Genomic DNA, 21,069 nt, shown 5'->3' on the forward strand with positions numbered 1-21,069 from the left:
ATGTTACTTAGCTTGATTTTATCATGCTATAATATTTTATTTATATCCAAAAAATATGATTAATTGAGTGGAGAATGCTTGAACTTTTGTCTCTCCACATATTAATTTATTATTATGTTATTTGTTGCTATATTAGATAAAAAGATGTTTTGGTATAGAATAAGTTAACTTACATTAAAATTTAATTTGTTTATATTATGAAAAAAGGATTTTCACTAGTTGAGTTATCAATAGTCTTAATAATTATAGGTTTGTTGATTGCGGGAGTGTCATCAGGTAGTAAATTAATAAAACAAGCTAGAATTAATTCATTGATCAATGAATTGAATGAGCTTAAGAATTCTTTTAATATTTTTGAACAAATTTATGACCAACTACCTGGCGATATAAATAATGCATATGATTTTTTTGGTAGTGTAGATAGCTGCACAAATACATCAGGTGGTTACAACAGTTGTAATGGCGATGGTGATTATGAAATTGAATGGTCCTATGAAAGTTATAGATCGAATCAACATTTAGCTTTAGCAGGATTAATCTCAGGAAGTTATGATGGTCAAACAGAAACAATATCTTCAAGTGCTTTTAGTAGTACTATTTATCATCCTGCTTTACAATGCAGCAGTATGGGTCATTCAGATTTAGGCACAGTTTGTATACAATTAGGTGGAGATAATATTGGTAATAATGCAGGTTTGATTCCTGTAGACCAATATAGGGTAGATTATAAATTAGATGATGGTTTGCCATTATCTGGTAACATTAGATTTAGAGCAATACAGGATGTTTCAACTACAACATGTGGTGATTCTTCTGGTTATATACTTACTTCTACTTCAGTTGGATGTAATCTTTTAATGACAGTCGATCGATAGAATGAATAATAATTCACATCTTATCTAGTATAAGATGTTGTAGTTCTTATATTTTATTGTAAGTTTTGTTAAATAGCTATTCTTTCTGATACATATCTAATGCCAAGTTCTATCTTAGAGCAAAATTTTATTCAATTTGTTTTTATTTGCATTTTGTGATATACTCAAATAAATATATCAACACAATATATTAATTAATAATGAATAAAAAAGGATTTTCACTAGTTGAGTTATCAATAGTCTTAATAATTATAGGTATGTTGATTGCGGGAGTATCATCAGGTAGTAAATTAATAGGTCAGGCTAAATTAAGAGCGGTAATAAGTGATTATAATACATATAAAAATGCTTATAATACATTTTACCTTACTTATGATGTATTACCAGGTGACATGAGCGCCACTGGTGCTTTAGCATTTTTTGGAGTTACAAATAAGTCAAGTACTTGCACTTCATCTACAATTTCTTATGCTTCAGAAGATAATATATTGCTCTCAATGGTTGATTCTCCTATGTCATTCTGGCATATGAAATTAGCAGATTTAATAGGGGGAAATTATGATGGAGAGTATTTAACTGCAGAGGAAGTAGGTGTGACTGTTGGTACTTCTGGCTATAATAGCAATGCAGGCTTTAGTTTTTTCACTCTTGGTTTAGATTGTAATCAATGGGGTTATAGTAATAATGAGGTATATGAGATGAGTTATAAGAATGTTTTGGCTCTTGGTAAAATACAAACAGCAAATTTTCATGTGGCAGATAACTCTGTGTTAAAACCAGTAGATGCATATAATATAGATAATAAGTTAGATGATGGGTTGCCAAATAGTGGTATAATATTAGCAGATCATGGTATAGATGTTGGAAATAGCCAGCAATGTACCAGTTTAAGTAGTTATGCAAGCGGCTATACCTCAAGTGATGGCACGCTTAGCTATATGGCAACTAATGATTATGCAGCATGTCGCATGATGTTTGTGATGAATTTTTAGATAATATTTTTTTCTTGAATATTAAGTGATAATGTAATAAAACACATAATTCCAATGTTTAGGGCGATTAGCTCAGCTGGTTAGAGCATCTCGTTTACACCGAGGGGGTCGGGAGTTCGAATCTCTCATCGCCCACCAGCACTAAACATTTTGGGGGTGTAGCTCAGTTGGTTAGAGCGCCTGCCTGTCACGCAGGAGGTCGCGGGTTCGAGTCCCGTCACTCCCGCCACCAGATTTATTTTTTTGGATTTATTTCTATAACAGTTTTGATGTTCCTTGTATTTACAGGGCTGGCTCTATAACGAATAAAAACTCTTCTAATCATAAAGCAACAAGCAATTATTGCAAAAATACTTAACAAAAAGCTAAAAACAAAGAAACTAATATAAAGAGCAATAACTAATAAAAATACTTTATACAGCTTTCTGAGCATATTTGAATTTATTAAATTTTCTTTAACTTGATTTAACATATTTATGAGCTTTATTAAATAATGTGAAAAAATTCTGACTAGTATGCTGTGCAAGATCTTCGTAGCTGATACCACATAGATCAGCAATAAACTCAGCAGTATATTTTGTGTAGGCTGGCTCATTGGTTTTGCCTCTTCTTGGAACTGGCGCTAAATATGGCGCATCTGTTTCTATTAACAAACGATCTAAAGGTATTTTTTTTACAATTCCGCGTAAATCATTAGAGTTCTTAAAAGTGACAATGCCAGAAATAGAAATATATAAACCTAAATCTAATACTGATTTTGCAAATTCTTCACTTGCGGTGAAGCAATGAATTAGGGCTGGATATGAATTTTCTTTTAGAGTTTCTTTTAGAATATCTAAAGTGTCAGCATCAGCGTTTCTAGTGTGAATAATTACAGGTAATTGAGTGTTTATGGCAGCTTTAATATGTTCTATGAAACTTTCCTTTTGGGCAAGTCTTGGTGAATCTTCGTAATAATAATCTAGGCCAGTTTCACCTATTCCTATTACTTTAGGGCCTTTGGTTAGTGCAATAATATCTTCTGCTATATATTTTTTTTCATTAGCGACATTATTTGGATGGGTCCCAACTGAACAGAAAATACTTTCTTGTTGATTAGCTATGTTCTCAATTGTACTAAATTCACTTATTTTTGTGCAAATTGTTTGCATATATTTTACATCAGCTTGATGTGCATTTTGAACTTTTTGTTCTAATTCAGTAAAAAGTTCTGGAAAATCTAGATGACAATGACTATCTATTATATACATAATTTTAATCTTAAAAACACTAATATAATATTTTTTATGTATGAATCAAGTCTTATCACCATAGTCTTCACTTTAGCTTTCTTTTTTGAAAGTATTATGGGTTTTGGTGGTTTGTTAATAGCATTGTCAATTTTAAGTTTTTTTTTAGAGATTAAGGCTTTAACCCCAGTGATAATTTATGTAGGTTTTACTGCAAGTATGGTTGTTTTATTTACAGACAGAAAGACTATTAACTGGAGCTTGCTTATAAAAACTATTTTTCCAATTTCAATAATAGGATTGTTAATAGGAGTAAATTTATTTAGCAATATATCTGAAGCTATTTTGCTTAAGGTTTTTGCTATTTTTTTAGTTGTAGTTACGCTTAAATCCTTAATTTTCTTAAAGTTAAAGTTAAAGTTAAAAAGTTATTTTAGATTTCCATTATTATTTGCAGGAGGTATAGCGCATGGTTTATTTAGTATAGGTGGGCCATTTACTTTGCTTGCGGTAAAAGAAAGTTTTATTAATAAAAATAGCTTGCGTTCAACCATGGCATTCTATTTTGCTTTTTTTAACTTAGTAAGATTTTTGCAGCTAAATTATCTTAAAAAATATGAATTTGCAGAGTTTTTTCTAATGTGGTGGCTAATTATACCGATTTCACTTGCAGTTTTGTTAGGATATCGTATTCATTTAAGGATTCCTGAAGATATCTTTAAAAAGATAATTAATATATTATTATTAGCGGCAGGATTAATTTATATTACAAAATAGAAATGTCATTAGCTCATCAAGAAGAAAACATTATAATTACTTTTCCAGATGGAAAACAACAGCAATATAATAATGGAATTACTGCACTAGAAATAGCAAACTCAATTAGTAAGTCTCTTGCAAAAAAAACCATTGCAGCAACCATAAATGGTAAACAGGTAGATACATATTATCCATTGACTTGTTCTGGTGAATTAAAATTTATAACATTAGATGATGAGGGAGATGAGGTTCAAGAGATTATAAGGCATGATTGTGCTCATTTAATGGCGCAAGCAGTAAAAGAGCTATACCCTGAGGTGCAAGTTACTATAGGGCCTGCAATAGAAAATGGTTTCTATTATGATTTTGTTAGAGAAACTCCTTTTAAAATAGATGATCTTAACAAGATTGAAAAAAAAATGAGAAAACTAGCTGAGCAAAATATAGAAGTTACTTGTGAGGTTTGGCAGAGAAATGAAGCAAAAAAATTCTTTTTAGATCAGGGTGAAACATATAAAGCTGAAATTATAGAGTCCATTCCAGAAGACCAGGAAATAACTTTATATAGGCAAGGGAATTTTATAGATTTATGCAGGGGACCTCATGCTAGATCAACTAATTTTATAAAAAACTTTAAGCTAACTAAAGTGAGTGGTGCTTATTGGCGAGGAGATTCAAAAAACCAGATGTTACAGAGGATTTATGGTACTGCTTTTGCAAAAAAAGAGCAGTTAGAAGAATATCTTTTTAGGGTTGAGGAGGCTGAAAAAAGAGATCATAGAAAATTAGGTAAAGACTTGAATTTGTTTCATATTCAAGAGGAAGCCACTGGTTCTATTTTTTGGCACAAAAATGGCACAATATTATATAATTTAATTCAAGAGTTTGTAAGAAAAGTACAAAATGATAATGGTTATTTTGAAGTTAAAACACCTATGTTAATCGATAAATCATTATGGGAAAAATCTGGTCATTGGTCTAAATTTCAAGAAAACATGTTCATTGCGCAGTCAGAAGGCAGAGAATTAGCTTTGAAGCCAATGAATTGTCCTGCTCATATTCAAGTTTTTAACCAGAAAGTAACCAGCTATAAAGATCTGCCATATAGAATGGCAGAATTTGGATGTTGTCATCGTAATGAACCCTCTGGTGCTTTACATGGCTTGATGCGAGTTAGGGGTTTTGTACAAGATGACGCACATATCTTCTGCACAGAAGAGCAAGTCACTGAAGAAACTAAAAACTTTTCAAATTTATTATTAGAAGTTTACAAGGTTTTTTCATTTGCTAAAGTCAAAATTAAATTTTCAGACAGACCAGATAAAAGAGCTGGAACTGATGAAACTTGGGATAAAGCTGAAAATGCGTTAAAAAAAGCTATAGAAGCAGTTGGTATACCCTATGAACTAAACCCCGGTGAAGGAGCTTTTTATGGCCCAAAAATAGAATTTGTATTAACTGATACTATTGGTAGAGATTGGCAATGTGGTACTTTACAAGTAGATTTTGTGTTACCAGAGCGCTTAGATGCAAAATATACAGATAACTCTGGAAATCAAGTTAGACCTGTATTAATACATCGAGCAATATTAGGTTCTTTTGAGCGCTTTATTGGTATTTTAATTGAGCATTATGGTGGTAAATTTCCTTTATGGCTTGCGCCAGATCAAGTGGCAATTGCAACCGTTACTAACAAAGTTGATGAATATGCAGATGAGGTTGCTAGAACTTTAGCTCAAATAGGCATCAGATATATTAAAGATATTTCTTCTGATAAAATAGGCTATAAAATTAGAAAATATAGTAACCTAAAAGTACCTATGATCTTTATTTTAGGCGAAGATGAAATGAATAATAAAACAGTCCAAATAAGAAAATTAGGGGAGGTAGAGCAAGAAAACCTTGAACTTAGTAAAATTAATAATAGATTAAAAGATATAATTCTTGTGCCATCATGTTAAATAGTGGTACAGTGTAATAAAAATTAATTAATAAAAGGTAATATTAACCATAAATGAATAAAAAGAACAAACTTCCTGCTGCTAACAACAGAATAAGAGCAGAAAAAGTGAGAGTAGTTGATGATAAAGGAGAAATGCTAGGAGTTTTAGGCTTAAATGAAGCAATTTTAAAGGCAAAATCTTTAAGCTTAGATTTAGTTGAGGTCTCACCAAATGCTAGTCCGCCTGTGTGTAAAATCTTAGATTATGGTAAGTATAAGTATGAATTACAAAAGCGTGCAGCTGAAGCAAAAAAGAAACAAAAAACCGTAGAGATTAAAGAAATTAAAATTAGACCAAATATTGGTGATAACGACTATAATATCAAGTTAAAAGCAACCTCAAAATTCTTGCAAGAAGGTAATAAAGTTAAAATATCTATGCGTTTTAGAGGAAGAGAAATAGCTAAGCAGGAAATTGCTAGAAATATTTTTCTAAGAGTAAAAGAGGATACAGATGAGTTGGCTAAAATAGAAGTTGAGCCTAAAATGGAAATGAGACAATTATTAATGATTTTAGCCCCAAAATAGTAGTAATTTTTTTTTTTTGCTTAAACATTTAATTTTGGAATAAAAAATGCATATATCAGTTTTTGACTTGTTTAAAATAGGAATAGGTCCTTCAAGTTCTCACACCGTAGGACCAATGAGAGCGGCAAAAAAATTTCTAGAATTAGCAACAGAAAAATATATATTTGAAGAAACAACAAAAATAAAAATAAATCTACATGGCTCCTTGGCGTCAACTGGTATAGGACATGGCACAGATAAAGCTGTTATTATGGGTTTATTTGGCTTTGAACCCGAACATATAAATATTATCGAGGCAGATAAGATATTTAGTGAAGTTAAAGATAAAAATTTCTTATTATTGTTAAATAAAAAGAAAATTAGTTTTGATTATCATACAGATTTAGATTTAGACTTTAAAAACTTACCACAGCACCCTAACGGTATGGAGTTTGTTTTATTTAATGATAAAAGCGCTGTTATTTATCGAAAAAAGTTCTTTTCTGTGGGTGGAGGTTTTTTTCTATCAGAGTCAGAAATTAATGATAACCATAATAATAAAGCTAAGAAAGTAAAATTTGAATTTAAAAAATGTGATCAATTACTAGAAATTGCTGAGAATAATAACTTAACTATAGCTGAGATAGTGGCGTTTAATGAATTAACTTTTCATAAGCAGGAAGAAATAGATAGTAAAATAATACGTATTTGGTCAGTGATGCAAGAATCTGTTAATATTGGTTGTCAAACAGAGGGAATATTACCTGGTGGTTTAAATGTGAGCCGCAGAGCTCCTGCAATATATAAGAAGTTATTAAGCTCTAAAGATACACCACAAAAAATATTTGACTGGGTAAGTTTATATGCATTAGCAGTAAATGAACAAAATGCGGCAGGAGGGCGCATAGTAACGGCACCAACCAATGGTGCGGCGGGTATTATACCAGCAACATTACATTATTATGAAAAATATCATCAAAAATTATCTCTAGCGCAATTAAAAACTTTCTTTTTTACAGCTGGTGCCATCGGCTTTTTATATAAAGAGAATGCCTCTATTTCTGGGGCTGAGATGGGTTGTCAAGGAGAAGTAGGTGTAGCTTGTTCTATGGCAGCTGGAGGGCTTGCAGCATTAAGAGAATGTACTAATAAACAAATTGAAGTAGCGGCAGAAATTGGTATGGAACATAATCTTGGTTTAACTTGTGACCCAGTTAAAGGCTTAGTGCAAATACCATGTATAGAAAGAAATACTATGGGAGCTATAAAAGCAATAAATGCAGCAAGATTAGCGCGAAATAACGATGGAACAGAAAAAGTTTCTTTGGATAAAGTAATAAGAACAATGAAACAAATAGGCCTAGATATGAAGTCTAGATATAAAGAAACTTCAAGAGGAGGTTTAGCAATAAATGTTATAGAATGCTAATTTATAAGTGATGTTATAATTAGCCATACTCTCTTTTATTTTTTAGTTTGTTTCTAAATCTGACTTATTATCCGTGGTGATCTCGGCTTTACTTTTATCGGTATTAAGTAATTCAACTTTAATATTTTCTTTTAACTTTGTAAGATAATTATTGATAGCTTTGTAAGATAGCTCTTTTTTTAATTGCTCATAAATATCATTTAAGGCAGGAACTTTTGCCGGTCTTTTATCTGTTAATATTATAATATGCCAACCAAACTTAGATTTAAAAGGCTTTGATAATTTATTTACTTCTATAGTTTTTATTTTATTTTCAAACTCTGGAACCATATTACCTTCTAGAAAATAACCTAAATCGCCGCCATTTTTTGCTGTTACGGTATCTATTGAATTTTCTTTAGCTAAATTTTCAAATGAATCTTGGTTTTTTGTAATCTTATTGTAAATCACATTTGCTTCACTTTTAGTTTTTGTTAAAATATGTTTGGCTGCATATTCCGTTTTACCTTCTAATTGCTCGGCTACCTTTACACTAAAGCTATTATATTCTGATTCTAGAGCTGATCTAGTAGTTGCTTCTGTGGCAATTTTCTCTAAGAAGGCTTCTTTTAATATTTTATTCTCAGCTTCTGCTATTTTATTAGCAATATTTGGATCTTTTGCTATTTTGCTTTTTTTTGCAATTTTTAATAATTCTTTCTCTACTGCAAATTGTAGTAAAATAGTTTCTAATTGAGCTTTAGGTAATGCATTAAGATCAAAATTATCAGGTGTGTTAAAAGAAGATTTTAAATATTTATTAACACTATTACTAGTTACTTCCTTACCATTAATATTGGCAATGTAAGGACTTATATCTGATTCTTTGTTTTTATTAATAAATATTACAGTTAGAGTAAGAATAATAGCTATGATTGAAACTATAATAACTCTATTATCAATTTTTAGAATATTTTTCTTTTTATCTGCCATAATTTTATTTAATTTTGTTACCCCCTAGTAAAAACAAGTTTTTTATTTTTGCAATCTAAATCAGATAATTTAGGGTTAAAAATATAATTATCATAATTAAAAAATTTTAAAGCTTCCCAATTTTTAATTTTGTTTTTTATGATATATCTTGCCATTAAGCCTCTGGCTTTTTTTGCATACATCATGATTGTTTTATATTCACCATTTTTATTTTCAAAAAAGGCAGGTGTTATAATATCTTGCTGTAGTGATTTAAATTTAACAGCTTTGAAATATTCATTAGAAGCAAGATTGATGATTTGTGTTGAAAAATCATTATTAATTTTTTCTGTAATTAAACTTTGCCAGAAATCATAAAGGTTTTTACCCTCAGGGTTTTCTAACTTAGTACCCATTTCTAAGCGATATGGTTGAATCTGATCAAAAGGCCTTAATAAACCATATAAACCAGATAATATTCTTAAATTATTATTAGCATATTCTAATTCATTATTGCTTAATGTTTTAGCATCTAAGCCATTATATACTTCACCAGCAAAACTAGAAATTGCTACATATAATTTTTCAACATTACTTAAGTTAAAATCCTGATATCTATTATAATTTAACTCAGCTATATTATCGCTAATTTTCATCAGCTCTTTTAAATCCTTAGGTGTTTTTTCTTTTAATATTTGTGCTAAAATTTTTGTTTTATCTAAGAAATCTGGAAAACTAGTTTTTTTTGGCTTAAACTCATTTTCTAAATTAAGTTTTTTAGCAGGTGATAATAAAATTAACATGAGTAAAGACCATAAATTTAATAAACATATCTTATTAAAAGAAATTGGTACTAAAGGGCAAGAGAAAATTAATAAAGCTAAAATATTAATTATAGGTCTTGGTGGCCTTGGTTCGCCATGTGTGCGTTATTTAGCTTCTAGTGGTGTAAATAATTTTTGTCTTATAGATGATGACATTATAGAGTTGGACAATTTAGCAAGACAAAATAATTATTGCGAAGAAGATATAGATAAGGGAAAAGTAGAAGTTACAGCCAAAATAATAAAAACATTAAATCCAAAAGCACAAATAGAGTTAATTTCTAAAAGATTAGAGTTTAAATTGCTTGCAAAATACGCAAATAATTATGACTTAATTATTGATGCAAGCGACAACTTTAAAACAAAATTTATGCTTTCAGATATTGCCACAGAGCAAAATAAGACCTTAATCTCTGGTTCATTTCTAGGATTTAATGGTTATGTTTCAGTATATAAGCAATATTATGATAATAACCTACCTTGCTTTCGTTGCTTTCACCATGAAGAAATTGATGTTAAGCTAGAAAAAGCTTGTTATAAGCAAGGAGTATTTAGTCCAGGAGTAGGGGTAGTTGGAACTTTTATGGCCGCAGAAGTGTTAAAAGAAATTATAGGTATAAAAGAAACTATGGCTGGTAAAATGATGATTTTTGATTTTATTAAAAATAATCATCGCTTAGTTAAAGTAAAAAAAAGAAAAAGCTGTATGTGCAGCTTTAAATAAATATATCCTGAATATTATAGAAGCCATTCGCTTTGTTTTGGGCCGCTAGAGCTGCTTTTAAGGCCCCTTTTGCAAAAATAGCTCTATCACATGCTTTATGACCTAAAGTGATTATTTCACTATCTTCTGCGAAAATAACTTGATGATCGCCTATCACAGAACCACCTCTCAATGTAGCAAAGCCTATTTCGTCATTTGATCTTTCAGCTAAAATTCCTTCTCTTGATAATTTTGCAACCTTATTAAAATCATGGTTTCTACTATCAGCAATGGCCTTTCCAAGAGAAATAGCAGTGCCAGATGGCGAATCCTTTTTATATTTATGATGCATCTCAATAATTTCAGCATTAAACTCCTCACCCAAAACAGAACTAGATTTTTTAATTAAGGCTAAAAGTAAATTAATCCCAATACTCATATTAGAGCCCCAAATAAAGACACTATTTTCTGCTAAAATTTTAAGTTTGGCAAACTGCTCATTGGTAAATCCTGTGGTACCACAAATGTAATTTATGCGCTTTTTATTAGCAGCGTTAGCTACTTCTAAACTTAAGTCTGGATTGGAAAAGTCAATAACAACATCAACTCCTGAGATTACTTCATTGATATCAGAGGAAAGTAATAGTTCTTTGCTAAAAGTATTATTTGTTAATTGTGTTTTTTTACATAAACCAGAAATAAGATTAAAATTATCTGACTTAGCAATCTCTTTACTTATTTCCTGACCCATGCGACCAAAAATTCCAATAATTGCTATATTAATCATGGTTAAGTTTAAGAATTATATTATGTGGAGTTAAATTATTAGTAATTAAAAATCTATAATAATTTATTGGAGCTAGGGCTTGCAGAACTAAGCCGCTTCAACTAGAGCGAATGTTTTTGTTTTGGTTTTACGGAAAGCTACTTTACCTTGAATAAGAGCATATAAAGTGTGGTCTTTACCTATTCCAACATTTTCACCTGGATAGTATTTTGTACCTCTTTGTCTTATTATGATTTGTCCCGCTTTTATGGACTCACCAGCAAATAATTTTACACCTAATCTTCTACCTGCGGAATCTCTTCCGTTACGGGAACTACCACCTGATTTTTTATGAGCCATCTTATTTAACCTTTAATATCTTCGATTTTTATTAATGTATATTCTTGTCTGTGACCTATTTTTCTACGATAATTATGTCTTCTTTTCTTTTTGAATACAATAATTTTATCATCTTTTTTATTTTCCACTACCGTGGCGGTTACTACAGCACCAGATATATTCGGAGAACCAACTTTAGTATCCTTTCCTTCATTTAATAATAATACATTATCAAATGTAATTTTTTCACCAGACTTAGTTTCTAATCTGTCTATTTTAACTATAGAGTCTTTTTCAACTTTTAGCTGTTTTCCTTTATTTTCAATTATCGCGTACATTTTTCTACCAAAAAGAGGTTAAAATATATACTAGAAGCTAGTAATGTCAAATTAAAATATTACTATATCTAGTATTAAGCAGAATGCTTAAGAGAGTTAATGTTTTTATCTATTAGCTTTTCCTGATCAATATTTGTATCTAGGTTTTTACTAAATTTCTCTATTGCAGTTTTAACCGCATTAATTTTGATTTCGTCAATAGCTTGCTTTTGTATGTCAGCTATATGTAGTTCAATTTGAGCTAATTTAGTAGATGTAGTTTTTTCTATTTGAAGCTTTGCTTCATCCAACATTTTTTCAGAGGCCAGCTCAGCATTGTGGATGATTTTAGATGCTTCCTGTTCTACTAGTTTTTGCTTTCTTAAGTAAGAATCTTTTATTTTTTTTGCTTCTTTCCTTAAATCTGTAGCCTTATTTAGCTCATCTTCTATTTCTTTTCTCTTACTGTCTAAAGAGTTAATAAAAATATTAGAGAGTTTTTTATATGCTAGCGCAACAAATATAAAAAAAGCAACTGCTATCCAGAATTTTTCATCAAACATATTATAAGTAGTTTTTTAACAAGTTGTTGTAAATATTTTCAGTCAATGTAGAAATTTCTTTTTTACTGTTTTCTTTCAGTTTTTCTATGTTGATTTTACAATCATTTATTTTCTCGGCTATTATAGCATCAGTTTTGCTCTGTGCTAAATTTGATTTCTTATCTATTTCACTCTGCGCCTGCTTAATTAAATCTCTAGATTTAAGTCTTGCGCCAGATAATAATACTTCGTTGCTTTCGTTGTTTTCTTCCAGTTGTTTCTTAGCTGTTTCAGCTTCTGTAAGAGCTGTTTTAATTGTTCTATCACGCATCTCTATGGTTTTAGAAATGCGTGGTAGAATGATTTTAGCTGAATATATATATAACACAAAAAAACTAAGCGCTAGCCAGAATATTTGTGATATAAATGGATAATTTGCAAAATCTAACTGAGGCATTAAGCTACAAATAATAACATTAATGCTATAACTAGAGCAAATAAGCCCATAGACTCAGCGAAACCTGCACCTATAAATACATATTTAGATACTTTTGATTCAGCAGAAGGATTTCTTGCGATGCTTTTTATAGCAGTTGCAAAGATATTACTAAGTCCTATAGCTGCACCAAAAAAACTAAGTGCGGTTAAACCAATTCCAATAAATTTTAAGCTTTCAAGTTCCATTTCAAACCTCGATAAATTAATAAAAAAAATTACACTAGCGTTTAATAGTGTAAATACCTAATGATGAAGTTCAACTGCATCACTTAGATATACGCAAGCAAGCATAGTAAATATATATGCTTGTAAAATTGCAACAAAAATTTCAAAACCAGTCAATAAAACTAAAAATAACAAAGGTAGCCAACCACCTAAATACCCTAATGGTACTATAAATCCTGCTATTACTTTCAACATGGTATGTCCTGCTGTCATGTTAGCTGCAAGTCTAATGGATAGGCTTACAGGTCTCATTAAATATGCAAATAATTCAATGACTATTAGCAATGGTGCTAGCCATAATGGCGTGCCACTTGGCAAAAATATAGAGAAGAATTTAAAGCCATGCTTGATAAAGGCTGCAATTACGACAATGATAAAAAGCATAGCGGCCAAGCTAAAAGTAGTAAATATGTGACTTGTAGTGGTGAAACTGTATGGCACCATACCAAGTAGGTTAGAAAATAAAACAAACATGAAAAGACTAAAGGCTAAGGGGAAGAATTTTATTGCAGAAGGTCCCGCATTTTCAATCAGCATATTTTTTATAAAGTTGTAAAAAAATTCTGCAGTTACTTGAAGTCTAGTTGGTACAATTTGCTGGTTTTTAATCGCAAACAAAAAATAACCGATTATTGTAACGGTTGCTAAAACCAAAAATAAAGAGGAGTTTGTGAAAACTATGTTTTGACCAAAAAGGCTTAAATCCTGGATTTCATTGATTCTAAATTGTTCAAGTGGAGAGCCTCCTTCTTTACCTGCCATTTATATTAATTTATTTATTTAAGTTTCTTATTAAATTTAGTGTACCACCGGCAATACCTAATACCATAAAAACAATAAAACACAATGGTTTTGTTTGAAAAAATTTATCTAACTCATAGCCAATAAAGGCGCCAACTGCAAGGCCAGATAATAAATCAACTGTAACTTGTGTAGTATATTTTAATTGTTGATTTGTTTGTCTTTTTTCTGATTTATTTGCTTTTTTCTCTTTATTTTTGAAATAATTTATTCCATTATCGATTTTATCTAAGCTATTTTTAAGGTTATTTTGCATAAAAAATTACATTATTTTGATTTGATCAAATTATCATATTTGCCCAATAAGGCAATTAATAAATTACGCCATTTATGTATAAAAGCTCTAGATTTAAATGAGTTTCTATCTTTGCCTACGGTTGAAAACGAGTTAGCTAAAATAGCGCATGGCGTAATTGAGCAAGATTATAATTTTATTATTGCTAATGATATAGAAATTATTACATTTTTTTCCCCCTCTTATCCAAAATATTTTAAAAATATATCTCATTTTCCTATCATGTTTTATGCAAAAGGTAATTTAGATTTATTGCAGGGAAATTTGCTAGCTATTGTTGGTTCTAGGTCTCCTAACCTTAATAATATAAAGCTAGTCGAGGATTTGTGCGATTATTTGAACCATTTTAATTTGGTGCTTATATCAGGTATGGCAAAGGGTATAGATAGTGTGGTACATTTAAATGCAAAGAATACTATAGCAGTAATAGGAACAGGTTTAAAGCAATGTTATCCTAGAGAAAATAAATATTTAATGGATAGGCTTAGTGATGAACAATTAATTATTTCTGAATATCCTATAAATATGGCGCCTATGAAAATGAATTTTCCTAAAAGAAATAGAATAATCGCTGCTTTAGCAGAGCTGGTGATTATAATAGAGGCAAAAATAAATTCTGGTTCAATATCAACTGCTAATTTTGCGCTTAGTTACAATAAAGATATCTTTGCCGTAGCTGGACATCCTTATGATTATAAAGTTATGGGTACAAATAAGTTAATCAAGGATGGGGCAAATATGCTATTAGATTTTGCCGAAGTAATTGAGGTTCTTAATCAGAAAATAAAGGTCGAAAGGTTTTTTAATGAGGTTGAACCCTCCATTAAGAAAAATATTAAGATTAATAAAGTTGTAAAAACACATAAAGAGGTTTTAAACTATGTTGCAGCAGATGGGGTAGAATTTGAGGATTTGATTAGTAAACTAAATATGGATACAGCAGAGTTAAATGAAATTTTAGCTGAGCTAGAATTAGAAGATTTTATATACCAAGATGAATTTGGTAAGATTTATAAAAGGGTTAACTAAAAAAATATTTAATTGACAATTTTTTTTTTGTCGCAATGTTAAAAAATACTTTAAAATAGAAAATATGAATTTAGTAATTGTAGAATCACCAGCTAAGGCGAGCACGATAAATAAATATTTAGGTAAGGATTACAAAGTGTTGGCTTCTTATGGTCACATAAGAGATTTACCTTCAAAAACAGGATCTGTAGATCCAAAAAATAATTTCTCCTTAGATTATCAAGTAGATAAAAATTCTGAAAAGCGCCTAAAAGAAATAATTACTTCAGTTAAGCAGGCAAAAAAAATTATTTTAGCAACGGATCCGGATCGTGAAGGTGAGGCTATCTCGTGGCATATAATTGAGGCGTTAAAAGAAAAGAAAAAATTGCCAAAAGACATTACAATAGAGCGTGTAGCCTTTAATGAAATTACGAAATCTGCAATTCTTAAAGCTATCAGCAACCCTAGAGAAATTGATGTGGACATGGTAGATGCGCAACAAGCTAGGCGTGTTTTAGATTATTTAGTTGGTTTTACCTTATCTCCTATATTGTGGCGTAAACTTCCAGGTAGTAAATCAGCCGGAAGAGTACAGTCTGTGGCATTACGATTAGTTTGTGAAAGGGAATTAGAGATAGAAAAGTTCAAAGAGGTAGAATATTGGAGTATAAAGGGCGATTTTATAGCAGATAAAAAATCTAAATTTGAAGCAAGATTAGCAGCTATTAAAAATGAGAAGTTAGATAAATTTTTTATAAAAAATGAAGCTGAGGCAAAGTCTTTAGAAAGTAAGATAGCAGACAAAAAATATCAAATAAGTGATATTAAAGCAAAGAGTGTCAAGCGTAATCCTTTTGCCCCATTTACAACTTCAACTTTGCAGCAAGACGCCTCTATTAAGCTTGGATTCACTACAAAGAGAACTATGCAAATAGCACAAAAGCTATATGAAGGAATTGCAATTGCTGGAGAAACAAAAGGTCTAATCACCTATATGAGAACGGATGGTGTTAGTATATCAAAAGATGGAATTGGCAAGATTAGAGCATATATTGATACAAAATTTGGTAAAAAATATTTGCCTGCTAAAGAGCGTTTCTTTAAAAATAAAGTCAAAAATGCCCAAGAAGCCCATGAGGCAATAAGACCTACAGATATAAGTTTAAGCCCAGATGATATCAAACAATATTTATCAGATGAGCAATATAAACTATATAAACTTATTTGGAGTAGAGCTGTAGCATCTCAAATGGCGGCACAAGAGTCATTACAAACATCAGTTGATATTATATCACAAGATAAAGAATTTACTTTTAGAGCAAGTGGTACGGTAATTATTTTTAATGGTTTTACTGAGATTTATGGTAAAAATGATGATAATAAAAACCTATTACCAGAACTAAGTAATAATTCTGCTTTAGACTTAGATAAGATTACAACTAAACAACATTTTACTGAGCCACCTCCAAGATATAATGAAGCTAGCTTGGTAAAGTCTTTAGAGGAATTAGGTATCGGTAGGCCATCAACTTACGCTTCTATAATTTCTATTTTAGTAGAAAGAAATTACGCAAAGATCGAGCAAAAAAGATTCTATCCGGAAGAAAGGGGCATGTTGGTCACTGCATTTTTGGTTGAATTTTTTGAGCAATATTTTGAATATGATTTTACCGCAAAGTTAGAAGAAGGTTTAGATGATATTTCTAATGGTAAAATTAATTGGAAAGAGTTTTTAAGTAATTTCTGGGTTGGGTTTGAAAAGATTTGCTCTAAAACAGGTGATAGAGAACCTTTAGAAATAGCAAAGAAAATAACTGAATCATTAGCCCATCATTATTTTGGCGATAGTGAAGATGCGAGAAAATGTAAAGCTTGTGACACAGGCGAGTTAGCCCTTAGAATGGGTAAATTTGGTGCTTTTATTTCATGTTCAAGATATCCAGAATGTAAGTTTACTCAACAAATAGGTGGAGAGAAAGAAGATAGTGAAAATGTAAATCAAGTTATTGGAACTATGGCTGATGGTCAAGATCTAGAGCTCAAGAAAGGACCTTATGGTCATTATTTGGAGTATCAGCTTGATGGTAAAGCAAAGCGCTCAGCTATACCAAAACATGTTAACATGGCGGAGTTAGATTTTGATTTAGCAAAAAAGATTATCTCATTACCTAGAAATATTGGTGTTAATCCAAAAAGCAACAAAGATATCATAGTTAATAATGGTAAATTTGGTCCTTATTTACTTAGTGATAAGGTGTTTTACTCAATAGATAATAAGGATTTATTTTCTATTGATTTAGAGCAAGCACTTAAAACTATGGAGAATTCAAAAAAATCAGCACCAGAAGGTAGGGTGTTGGGAGAGCATCCAGATAGTAAAGAAGAGGTCAAGATTCTTAAGGGTAGATATGGTCCTTACATAAAATATAATAAAAAGAATATAGCTATACCAAAAACAATGGATGCTGAGCAAATAACTTTAGCGGAAGCAATTGAATTGATTAAAAAGAAAGTTAAGTAATATGGCTAAACTTAACTTAGTTATATTTGATTGTGATGGCACTTTAGTAGTTAGTGAGGAAGCCAATAATAAAGTTATTTCTGATGCCCTTAAAAATATAGGTTTTGCTAATTACAAGCCGGAGATATGTTTGCAAAAATTTAGAGGGTTAGATTCAAAGCAAATCATTAAAATTTTAGATAAAGAGAATAATGATTTTGATGTAGAAATATTTGAAAAATCCATAGAGCAAACTTCTATGTCATTTATGAGTGAAATTAAGGCCGTTAAAAATGCAGATTTGGTTTTAAATAAATTAACATTAAATAAATGTGTGGTTTCAAATGGAGTAAGACAAAATGTTATAAGCTCTTTGGAGCAAAATGATTTGTTGAAATTTTTTCATAAAGAAAACATTATTACTTGTTTAGAAGGTGAGAATGCAAAGCCAGCTCCTGACATGTTTTTTAGGGCAGCTAAAAATTTTTCCTGTGCTATCGATCAGGTTTTAGTGATAGAAGATAGTGAGGCGGGTATTGAAGCGGCTAAAGCAGCAGGTATGATAGCTGTAGGCTTTACAGGAACCGCAATTATAAAGGAAAGAAGGAAGAGCAAATTACTTGCTTCCGGCGCAGATTATATTATTGATGATTTAAGCGAAATCTTAGATATTGCACATCTTTGTTAAATAAAATCATGCAATTTTATCATTATTTTACCTAGTGAAAATATTTTTTGTTAATTAAAACTTGATCATACTATAGAATTTTTCTTCCATAGATTTATCTTCTTTGAATATACCAGTCATAGTAGAAGTAATAGTTGTAGTACCAGGCTTGTACGCACCCCTAGCAGTCATACATTGATGTTCTGCATCAATTAGTACTGCAACACCTTGAGGTTTAAGCGTGTCTTCTATGGTATTAGCAATTTGCGAGGTCATAGTTTCTTGAGTTTGCAATCTTTTGGCATAAACATCTAATAACCTAGCTAATTTGCTGATACCCACTACTTTACTGTCAGGAATATATGCAATATGCGCAAGTCCTATAATAGGTGCAATATGATGTTCACAATGTGATTCAAAGCGCATATTTTTAAGTAAAACTATGTCATTATAACCTCCCACTTCTTCAAAGGTAGTAGATAAAACCTTTTTAGGATCAAAATCATAACCAGAAAAATAATCTCTAAAAGCTTCAGTTACTCTTTTGGGTGTATCTTTTAATCCTTCTCTATCAGGATCATCACCTGCCCAAGAGAGTAGTGTTCTAACTGCTTTTTTAGCTTCTTCAATATTTGGTCTGTTTTTCATATCAAAATTGTGTATTTTAGCGCCAATATAATATCTTTATAATACTAGTCAACTTTTACCAGAACTGCCTATTATATTTATATTTGCCAAAGAGTAATAGAAGGCTTGCTAACTCAAATGATAAATTATATTTTAGAATTAAATGAGGAATTAATATGTTAAAAATAAGAATAATACCATGTTTAGATGTAAAAGATGGTAGAGTGGTAAAAGGTGTTAATTTCGTGTCTTTGCGTGATGCGGGAGACCCAGTGGAGTTAGCTAAATTTTATAATGATGCTGGAGCAGATGAATTGTGTTTTTTAGATATTACGGCAACCAAAGAAAAAAGAGATACTATTTTTTCAGTAGTAAAACAAGTTGCATCTAGTTGCTTTATCCCTTTAACAGTTGGAGGAGGTGTTAAGTCAATCGCCGATATGCGACAGTTGTTTTTATCTGGTGCAGATAAAGTTGCAATAAATTCAGCAGCAATCAAAAATCCAGATTTAATTAACCAAGCGGCTAATGAATTTGGTAGTCAGGCTATAGTGGTGGCAATTGATGCAAAATGGCACGAACAAAATAAGCAATATGAAATTTATACCCATGGTGGTAGCAAAGAAACAGGCATAGAGGCAATTTTTTGGGCCAAAGAAATGACAAAAAGAGGTGCTGGCGAATTATTAGTCACTTCAATGGATAGGGATGGAACTAAGCAAGGCTTTGACAATAACTTGAATAAACTGATTTCAAACGCCGTAAATATTCCAATTATTGCATCGGGTGGAGTTGGTAAAATTGAGCATTTTGCAGAGGGTGCTATTGAGGGAGAGGTGCAGGCCTTACTTGCAGCTTCAGTATTTCATTTTGGTGAATATTCTGTGTTAGAAGTAAAAAATTCTTTGCATGAAAAAAATATCGCAGTAAGAAAATAGCTTAGCTTTGATAAAAAACTTGGCTTATCCAAATTAAATTGTTAAATTTAGGCTTAAATTTTTATAAAATAATATGGCGAATCTAGAATTTCTTAACGAGATTGCTAAAATCATTAAAAAGCGTAAATTAGCAAAGCCCGAAAACTCCTACATAGCAGAGTTAATTGCACAGGGCTTACCCAAAATTACACAAAAAGTTGGCGAAGAAGGGGTAGAAGTAGTAATTGCAGCTCTTGCTGAAAATAAAGAAAGGTTAATTAGTGAATCAGCTGATTTGATTTTTCATTTAATGATTTTATTAGATAGCAAAGGTTTAACTTTAGCAGAAGTAGTAACTGAATTAGAGAATAGAAATAAAAAATGGACATCAGCAAATTAAACATTAAAAAATCGATTTTGCATATTTCACCATATAAACCTGGTGAATCGAATGAAAAAGCAGTAAAATTATCAGCTAATGAAAACCCATTAGGTTGCTCTTTGAAAGTTAAAGAGTCCTTAGCTAACTTTAGTGCTTTTAATCTTTATCCAGATGGAGATGCAACCATGTTGAAGGCAAAAATTAATGAGATGTTTCCGCAATTTTCAAGTGAAAATATTGTTTGTGGCTCAGGCTCAGATGAAATAATTGGTTTGCTAATATCTGCCTTTACAAAAGAGGGTGATGAGGTTATCTCAACAGAGCATGGCTTTTTAATGTACAGTATCTATGCAAAATCATTTGGAGCGGTGTCAATTAAAGCAAAAGAATTTGATTTATCAGCAGATATAAAAAATATTCTGGCTAAGGTAACTGCTAAAACTAGAATTATATTTATTGCAAATCCTAATAATCCAACAGGAACTTATCTTACTAAAACAGCATTAGAAGAGTTGAGGTCAAAATTAAGGGATGATATTTTATTGGTTATAGATGGAGCTTACGCTGAATATATAAGTGACATAAGTGATTATGAATCTGGAATAGATTTAGCTTATAAATATGATAATGTTATTGCAACCAGAACCTTTTCTAAAATTCATGGCTTAGCTTCTTTGCGGGTTGGCTATGGCATAATGGCCAAGGAATTAGCAGATATATTAAATCGAATTAGAGGTCCATTTAATTTGAATCAAATAGCACAGGAAATGGCAATTATCGCGTTAGATGATAAAGACTTTGTTAAAGAGTCAATTAGACATAATGAAGAGCAAATGAGGCTCTTAAAAACTGAACTTACAAAGTTAAATATAAAACATTATAAATCTTATGCTAATTTTATTTTAATTGAA

General features: G+C 30.8%; 25 protein-coding genes and 2 tRNA genes. 15 read left to right on the plus strand and 12 right to left on the minus strand.

Translation table 11 applies throughout. The features are described 5' to 3' along the window. The first annotated feature begins 197 nt into the window (after positions 1–197). The 4 genes from HOH73_03260 to HOH73_03275 all read left to right on the plus strand — a co-directional run bounded on the left by HOH73_03260 (position 198) and on the right by HOH73_03275 (position 2,096). The gene (locus HOH73_03260; GenBank protein ID MBT5827876.1) at positions 198–875 is read left to right on the plus strand and encodes a prepilin-type N-terminal cleavage/methylation domain-containing protein; all 678 of its coding nucleotides are present in this window, start codon (positions 198–200) and stop codon (positions 873–875) included. 200 nt (positions 876–1,075) lie between these two features. Next, the gene (locus HOH73_03265; GenBank protein ID MBT5827877.1) at positions 1,076–1,867 is read left to right on the plus strand and encodes a prepilin-type N-terminal cleavage/methylation domain-containing protein; all 792 of its coding nucleotides are present in this window, start codon (positions 1,076–1,078) and stop codon (positions 1,865–1,867) included. A 61-nt stretch (positions 1,868–1,928) separates the two neighbouring features. After that, a tRNA-Val gene (locus HOH73_03270) sits at positions 1,929–2,005 on the plus strand. Positions 2,006–2,019: 14 nt separating this feature from the next. Continuing rightward, positions 2,020–2,096: transfer RNA gene (locus HOH73_03275), tRNA-Asp, on the plus strand. Between the two features lie 226 nt (positions 2,097–2,322). Here the strand turns inward: HOH73_03275 and HOH73_03280 are convergent. Then, a complete protein-coding gene (locus HOH73_03280) occupies positions 2,323–3,117 on the minus strand; it encodes a TatD family hydrolase (GenBank protein MBT5827878.1) in 795 nt (264 codons plus the stop codon). Here HOH73_03280 and HOH73_03285 point away from each other — a divergent pair. Genes HOH73_03285 through HOH73_03300 form a run of 4 tightly spaced genes read left to right on the plus strand, consistent with a single transcriptional unit; the run spans position 3,097 to position 7,793 of the window. Then, entirely contained in the window at positions 3,097–3,873 is a 777-nt protein-coding gene (locus HOH73_03285; protein ID MBT5827879.1) for a sulfite exporter TauE/SafE family protein, read from the plus strand. The genes HOH73_03280 and HOH73_03285 overlap by 21 nt on opposite strands. A gap of 2 nt (positions 3,874–3,875) precedes the next feature. Further along, a complete protein-coding gene (thrS, locus tag HOH73_03290; protein MBT5827880.1) occupies positions 3,876–5,816 on the plus strand; it encodes a threonine--tRNA ligase in 1,941 nt (646 codons plus the stop codon). Between the two features lie 53 nt (positions 5,817–5,869). After that, the gene (gene infC, locus HOH73_03295; protein ID MBT5827881.1) at positions 5,870–6,385 is read left to right on the plus strand and encodes a translation initiation factor IF-3; all 516 of its coding nucleotides are present in this window, start codon (positions 5,870–5,872) and stop codon (positions 6,383–6,385) included. Positions 6,386–6,431: 46 nt separating this feature from the next. Beyond that, on the plus strand, positions 6,432–7,793 hold the full coding sequence (locus HOH73_03300; protein MBT5827882.1) for an L-serine ammonia-lyase: 1,362 nt from the start codon (positions 6,432–6,434) through the stop codon (positions 7,791–7,793). A gap of 42 nt (positions 7,794–7,835) precedes the next feature. Here the strand turns inward: HOH73_03300 and HOH73_03305 are convergent, their stop codons facing one another. Next, entirely contained in the window at positions 7,836–8,765 is a 930-nt protein-coding gene (locus HOH73_03305) for a hypothetical protein (protein MBT5827883.1), read from the minus strand. A gap of 17 nt (positions 8,766–8,782) precedes the next feature. After that, positions 8,783–9,547, minus strand: a complete 765-nt coding sequence (gene yaaA, locus HOH73_03310) for a peroxide stress protein YaaA (GenBank protein MBT5827884.1) — start codon at positions 9,545–9,547, stop codon at positions 8,783–8,785. Between yaaA and HOH73_03315 the strand changes: the two genes are divergently transcribed. Then, on the plus strand, positions 9,546–10,292 hold the full coding sequence (locus HOH73_03315; GenBank protein ID MBT5827885.1) for a HesA/MoeB/ThiF family protein: 747 nt from the start codon (positions 9,546–9,548) through the stop codon (positions 10,290–10,292). The two genes, yaaA and HOH73_03315, sit on opposite strands and share 2 nt — an antisense overlap. Here the strand turns inward: HOH73_03315 and HOH73_03320 are convergent. The 8 genes from HOH73_03320 to HOH73_03355 form a co-directional block, all read right to left on the minus strand. Continuing rightward, on the minus strand, positions 10,285–11,058 hold the full coding sequence (locus HOH73_03320; protein MBT5827886.1) for a 4-hydroxy-tetrahydrodipicolinate reductase: 774 nt from the start codon (positions 11,056–11,058) through the stop codon (positions 10,285–10,287). The two genes, HOH73_03315 and HOH73_03320, sit on opposite strands and share 8 nt — an antisense overlap. 87 nt (positions 11,059–11,145) lie before the next feature. Continuing rightward, positions 11,146–11,397 (minus strand): 50S ribosomal protein L27, encoded by a 252-nt coding sequence (rpmA, locus tag HOH73_03325; protein ID MBT5827887.1) that lies wholly within the window; start codon positions 11,395–11,397, stop codon positions 11,146–11,148. A 5-nt stretch (positions 11,398–11,402) separates the two neighbouring features. Next, entirely contained in the window at positions 11,403–11,714 is a 312-nt protein-coding gene (gene rplU / locus HOH73_03330) for a 50S ribosomal protein L21 (protein ID MBT5827888.1), read from the minus strand. Positions 11,715–11,788: 74 nt separating this feature from the next. Beyond that, positions 11,789–12,256 (minus strand): hypothetical protein, encoded by a 468-nt coding sequence (locus HOH73_03335; GenBank protein ID MBT5827889.1) that lies wholly within the window; start codon positions 12,254–12,256, stop codon positions 11,789–11,791. 1 nt (position 12,257) lies between these two features. After that, entirely contained in the window at positions 12,258–12,692 is a 435-nt protein-coding gene (locus HOH73_03340; protein ID MBT5827890.1) for a hypothetical protein, read from the minus strand. Further along, positions 12,692–12,919 carry a F0F1 ATP synthase subunit C gene (locus HOH73_03345; GenBank protein MBT5827891.1) on the minus strand — a complete coding sequence of 76 codons (228 nt, stop codon included), beginning with the start codon at positions 12,917–12,919 and terminating at the stop codon, positions 12,692–12,694. Before HOH73_03345 ends, HOH73_03340 begins: the two co-directional genes overlap by 1 nt. A 57-nt stretch (positions 12,920–12,976) precedes the next feature. Further along, positions 12,977–13,720: a F0F1 ATP synthase subunit A gene (locus tag HOH73_03350; protein ID MBT5827892.1), complete on the minus strand. Its 744-nt coding sequence runs from the start codon at positions 13,718–13,720 to the stop codon at positions 12,977–12,979. A gap of 10 nt (positions 13,721–13,730) precedes the next feature. Next, positions 13,731–14,015 (minus strand): AtpZ/AtpI family protein, encoded by a 285-nt coding sequence (locus tag HOH73_03355; protein MBT5827893.1) that lies wholly within the window; start codon positions 14,013–14,015, stop codon positions 13,731–13,733. On the opposite strand from HOH73_03355, the gene dprA reads away from it, so the two are divergent. The 3 genes from dprA to HOH73_03370 all read left to right on the plus strand — a co-directional run bounded on the left by dprA (position 14,010) and on the right by HOH73_03370 (position 18,253). Beyond that, a complete protein-coding gene (gene dprA / locus HOH73_03360) occupies positions 14,010–15,083 on the plus strand; it encodes a DNA-protecting protein DprA (GenBank protein ID MBT5827894.1) in 1,074 nt (357 codons plus the stop codon). The genes HOH73_03355 and dprA overlap by 6 nt on opposite strands. 64 nt (positions 15,084–15,147) lie before the next feature. Then, the gene (gene topA / locus HOH73_03365; GenBank protein MBT5827895.1) at positions 15,148–17,586 is read left to right on the plus strand and encodes a type I DNA topoisomerase; all 2,439 of its coding nucleotides are present in this window, start codon (positions 15,148–15,150) and stop codon (positions 17,584–17,586) included. A gap of 1 nt (position 17,587) precedes the next feature. Continuing rightward, positions 17,588–18,253, plus strand: a complete 666-nt coding sequence (locus HOH73_03370) for an HAD family phosphatase (GenBank protein ID MBT5827896.1) — start codon at positions 17,588–17,590, stop codon at positions 18,251–18,253. A gap of 54 nt (positions 18,254–18,307) precedes the next feature. Here the strand turns inward: HOH73_03370 and folE are convergent, their stop codons facing one another. Continuing rightward, a complete protein-coding gene (folE, locus tag HOH73_03375; GenBank protein MBT5827897.1) occupies positions 18,308–18,880 on the minus strand; it encodes a GTP cyclohydrolase I FolE in 573 nt (190 codons plus the stop codon). Between the two features lie 155 nt (positions 18,881–19,035). Between folE and hisF the strand changes: the two genes are divergently transcribed. The 3 genes from hisF to hisC all read left to right on the plus strand — a co-directional run. After that, complete coding sequence (hisF, locus tag HOH73_03380; protein ID MBT5827898.1) at positions 19,036–19,797, plus strand: imidazole glycerol phosphate synthase subunit HisF; 762 nt, start codon at positions 19,036–19,038, stop codon at positions 19,795–19,797. A 73-nt stretch (positions 19,798–19,870) separates the two neighbouring features. After that, complete coding sequence (hisE, locus tag HOH73_03385; GenBank protein ID MBT5827899.1) at positions 19,871–20,176, plus strand: phosphoribosyl-ATP diphosphatase; 306 nt, start codon at positions 19,871–19,873, stop codon at positions 20,174–20,176. Continuing rightward, a partial coding sequence (gene hisC, locus HOH73_03390; protein ID MBT5827900.1) for a histidinol-phosphate transaminase occupies positions 20,158–21,069 on the plus strand: 912 nt, incomplete at its 3' end. The genes hisE and hisC, both read left to right, overlap by 19 nt.

This window comes from Alphaproteobacteria bacterium, assembly GCA_018667735.1.
GTDB lineage: Bacteria > Pseudomonadota > Alphaproteobacteria > Rickettsiales > JABIRX01 > JABIRX01.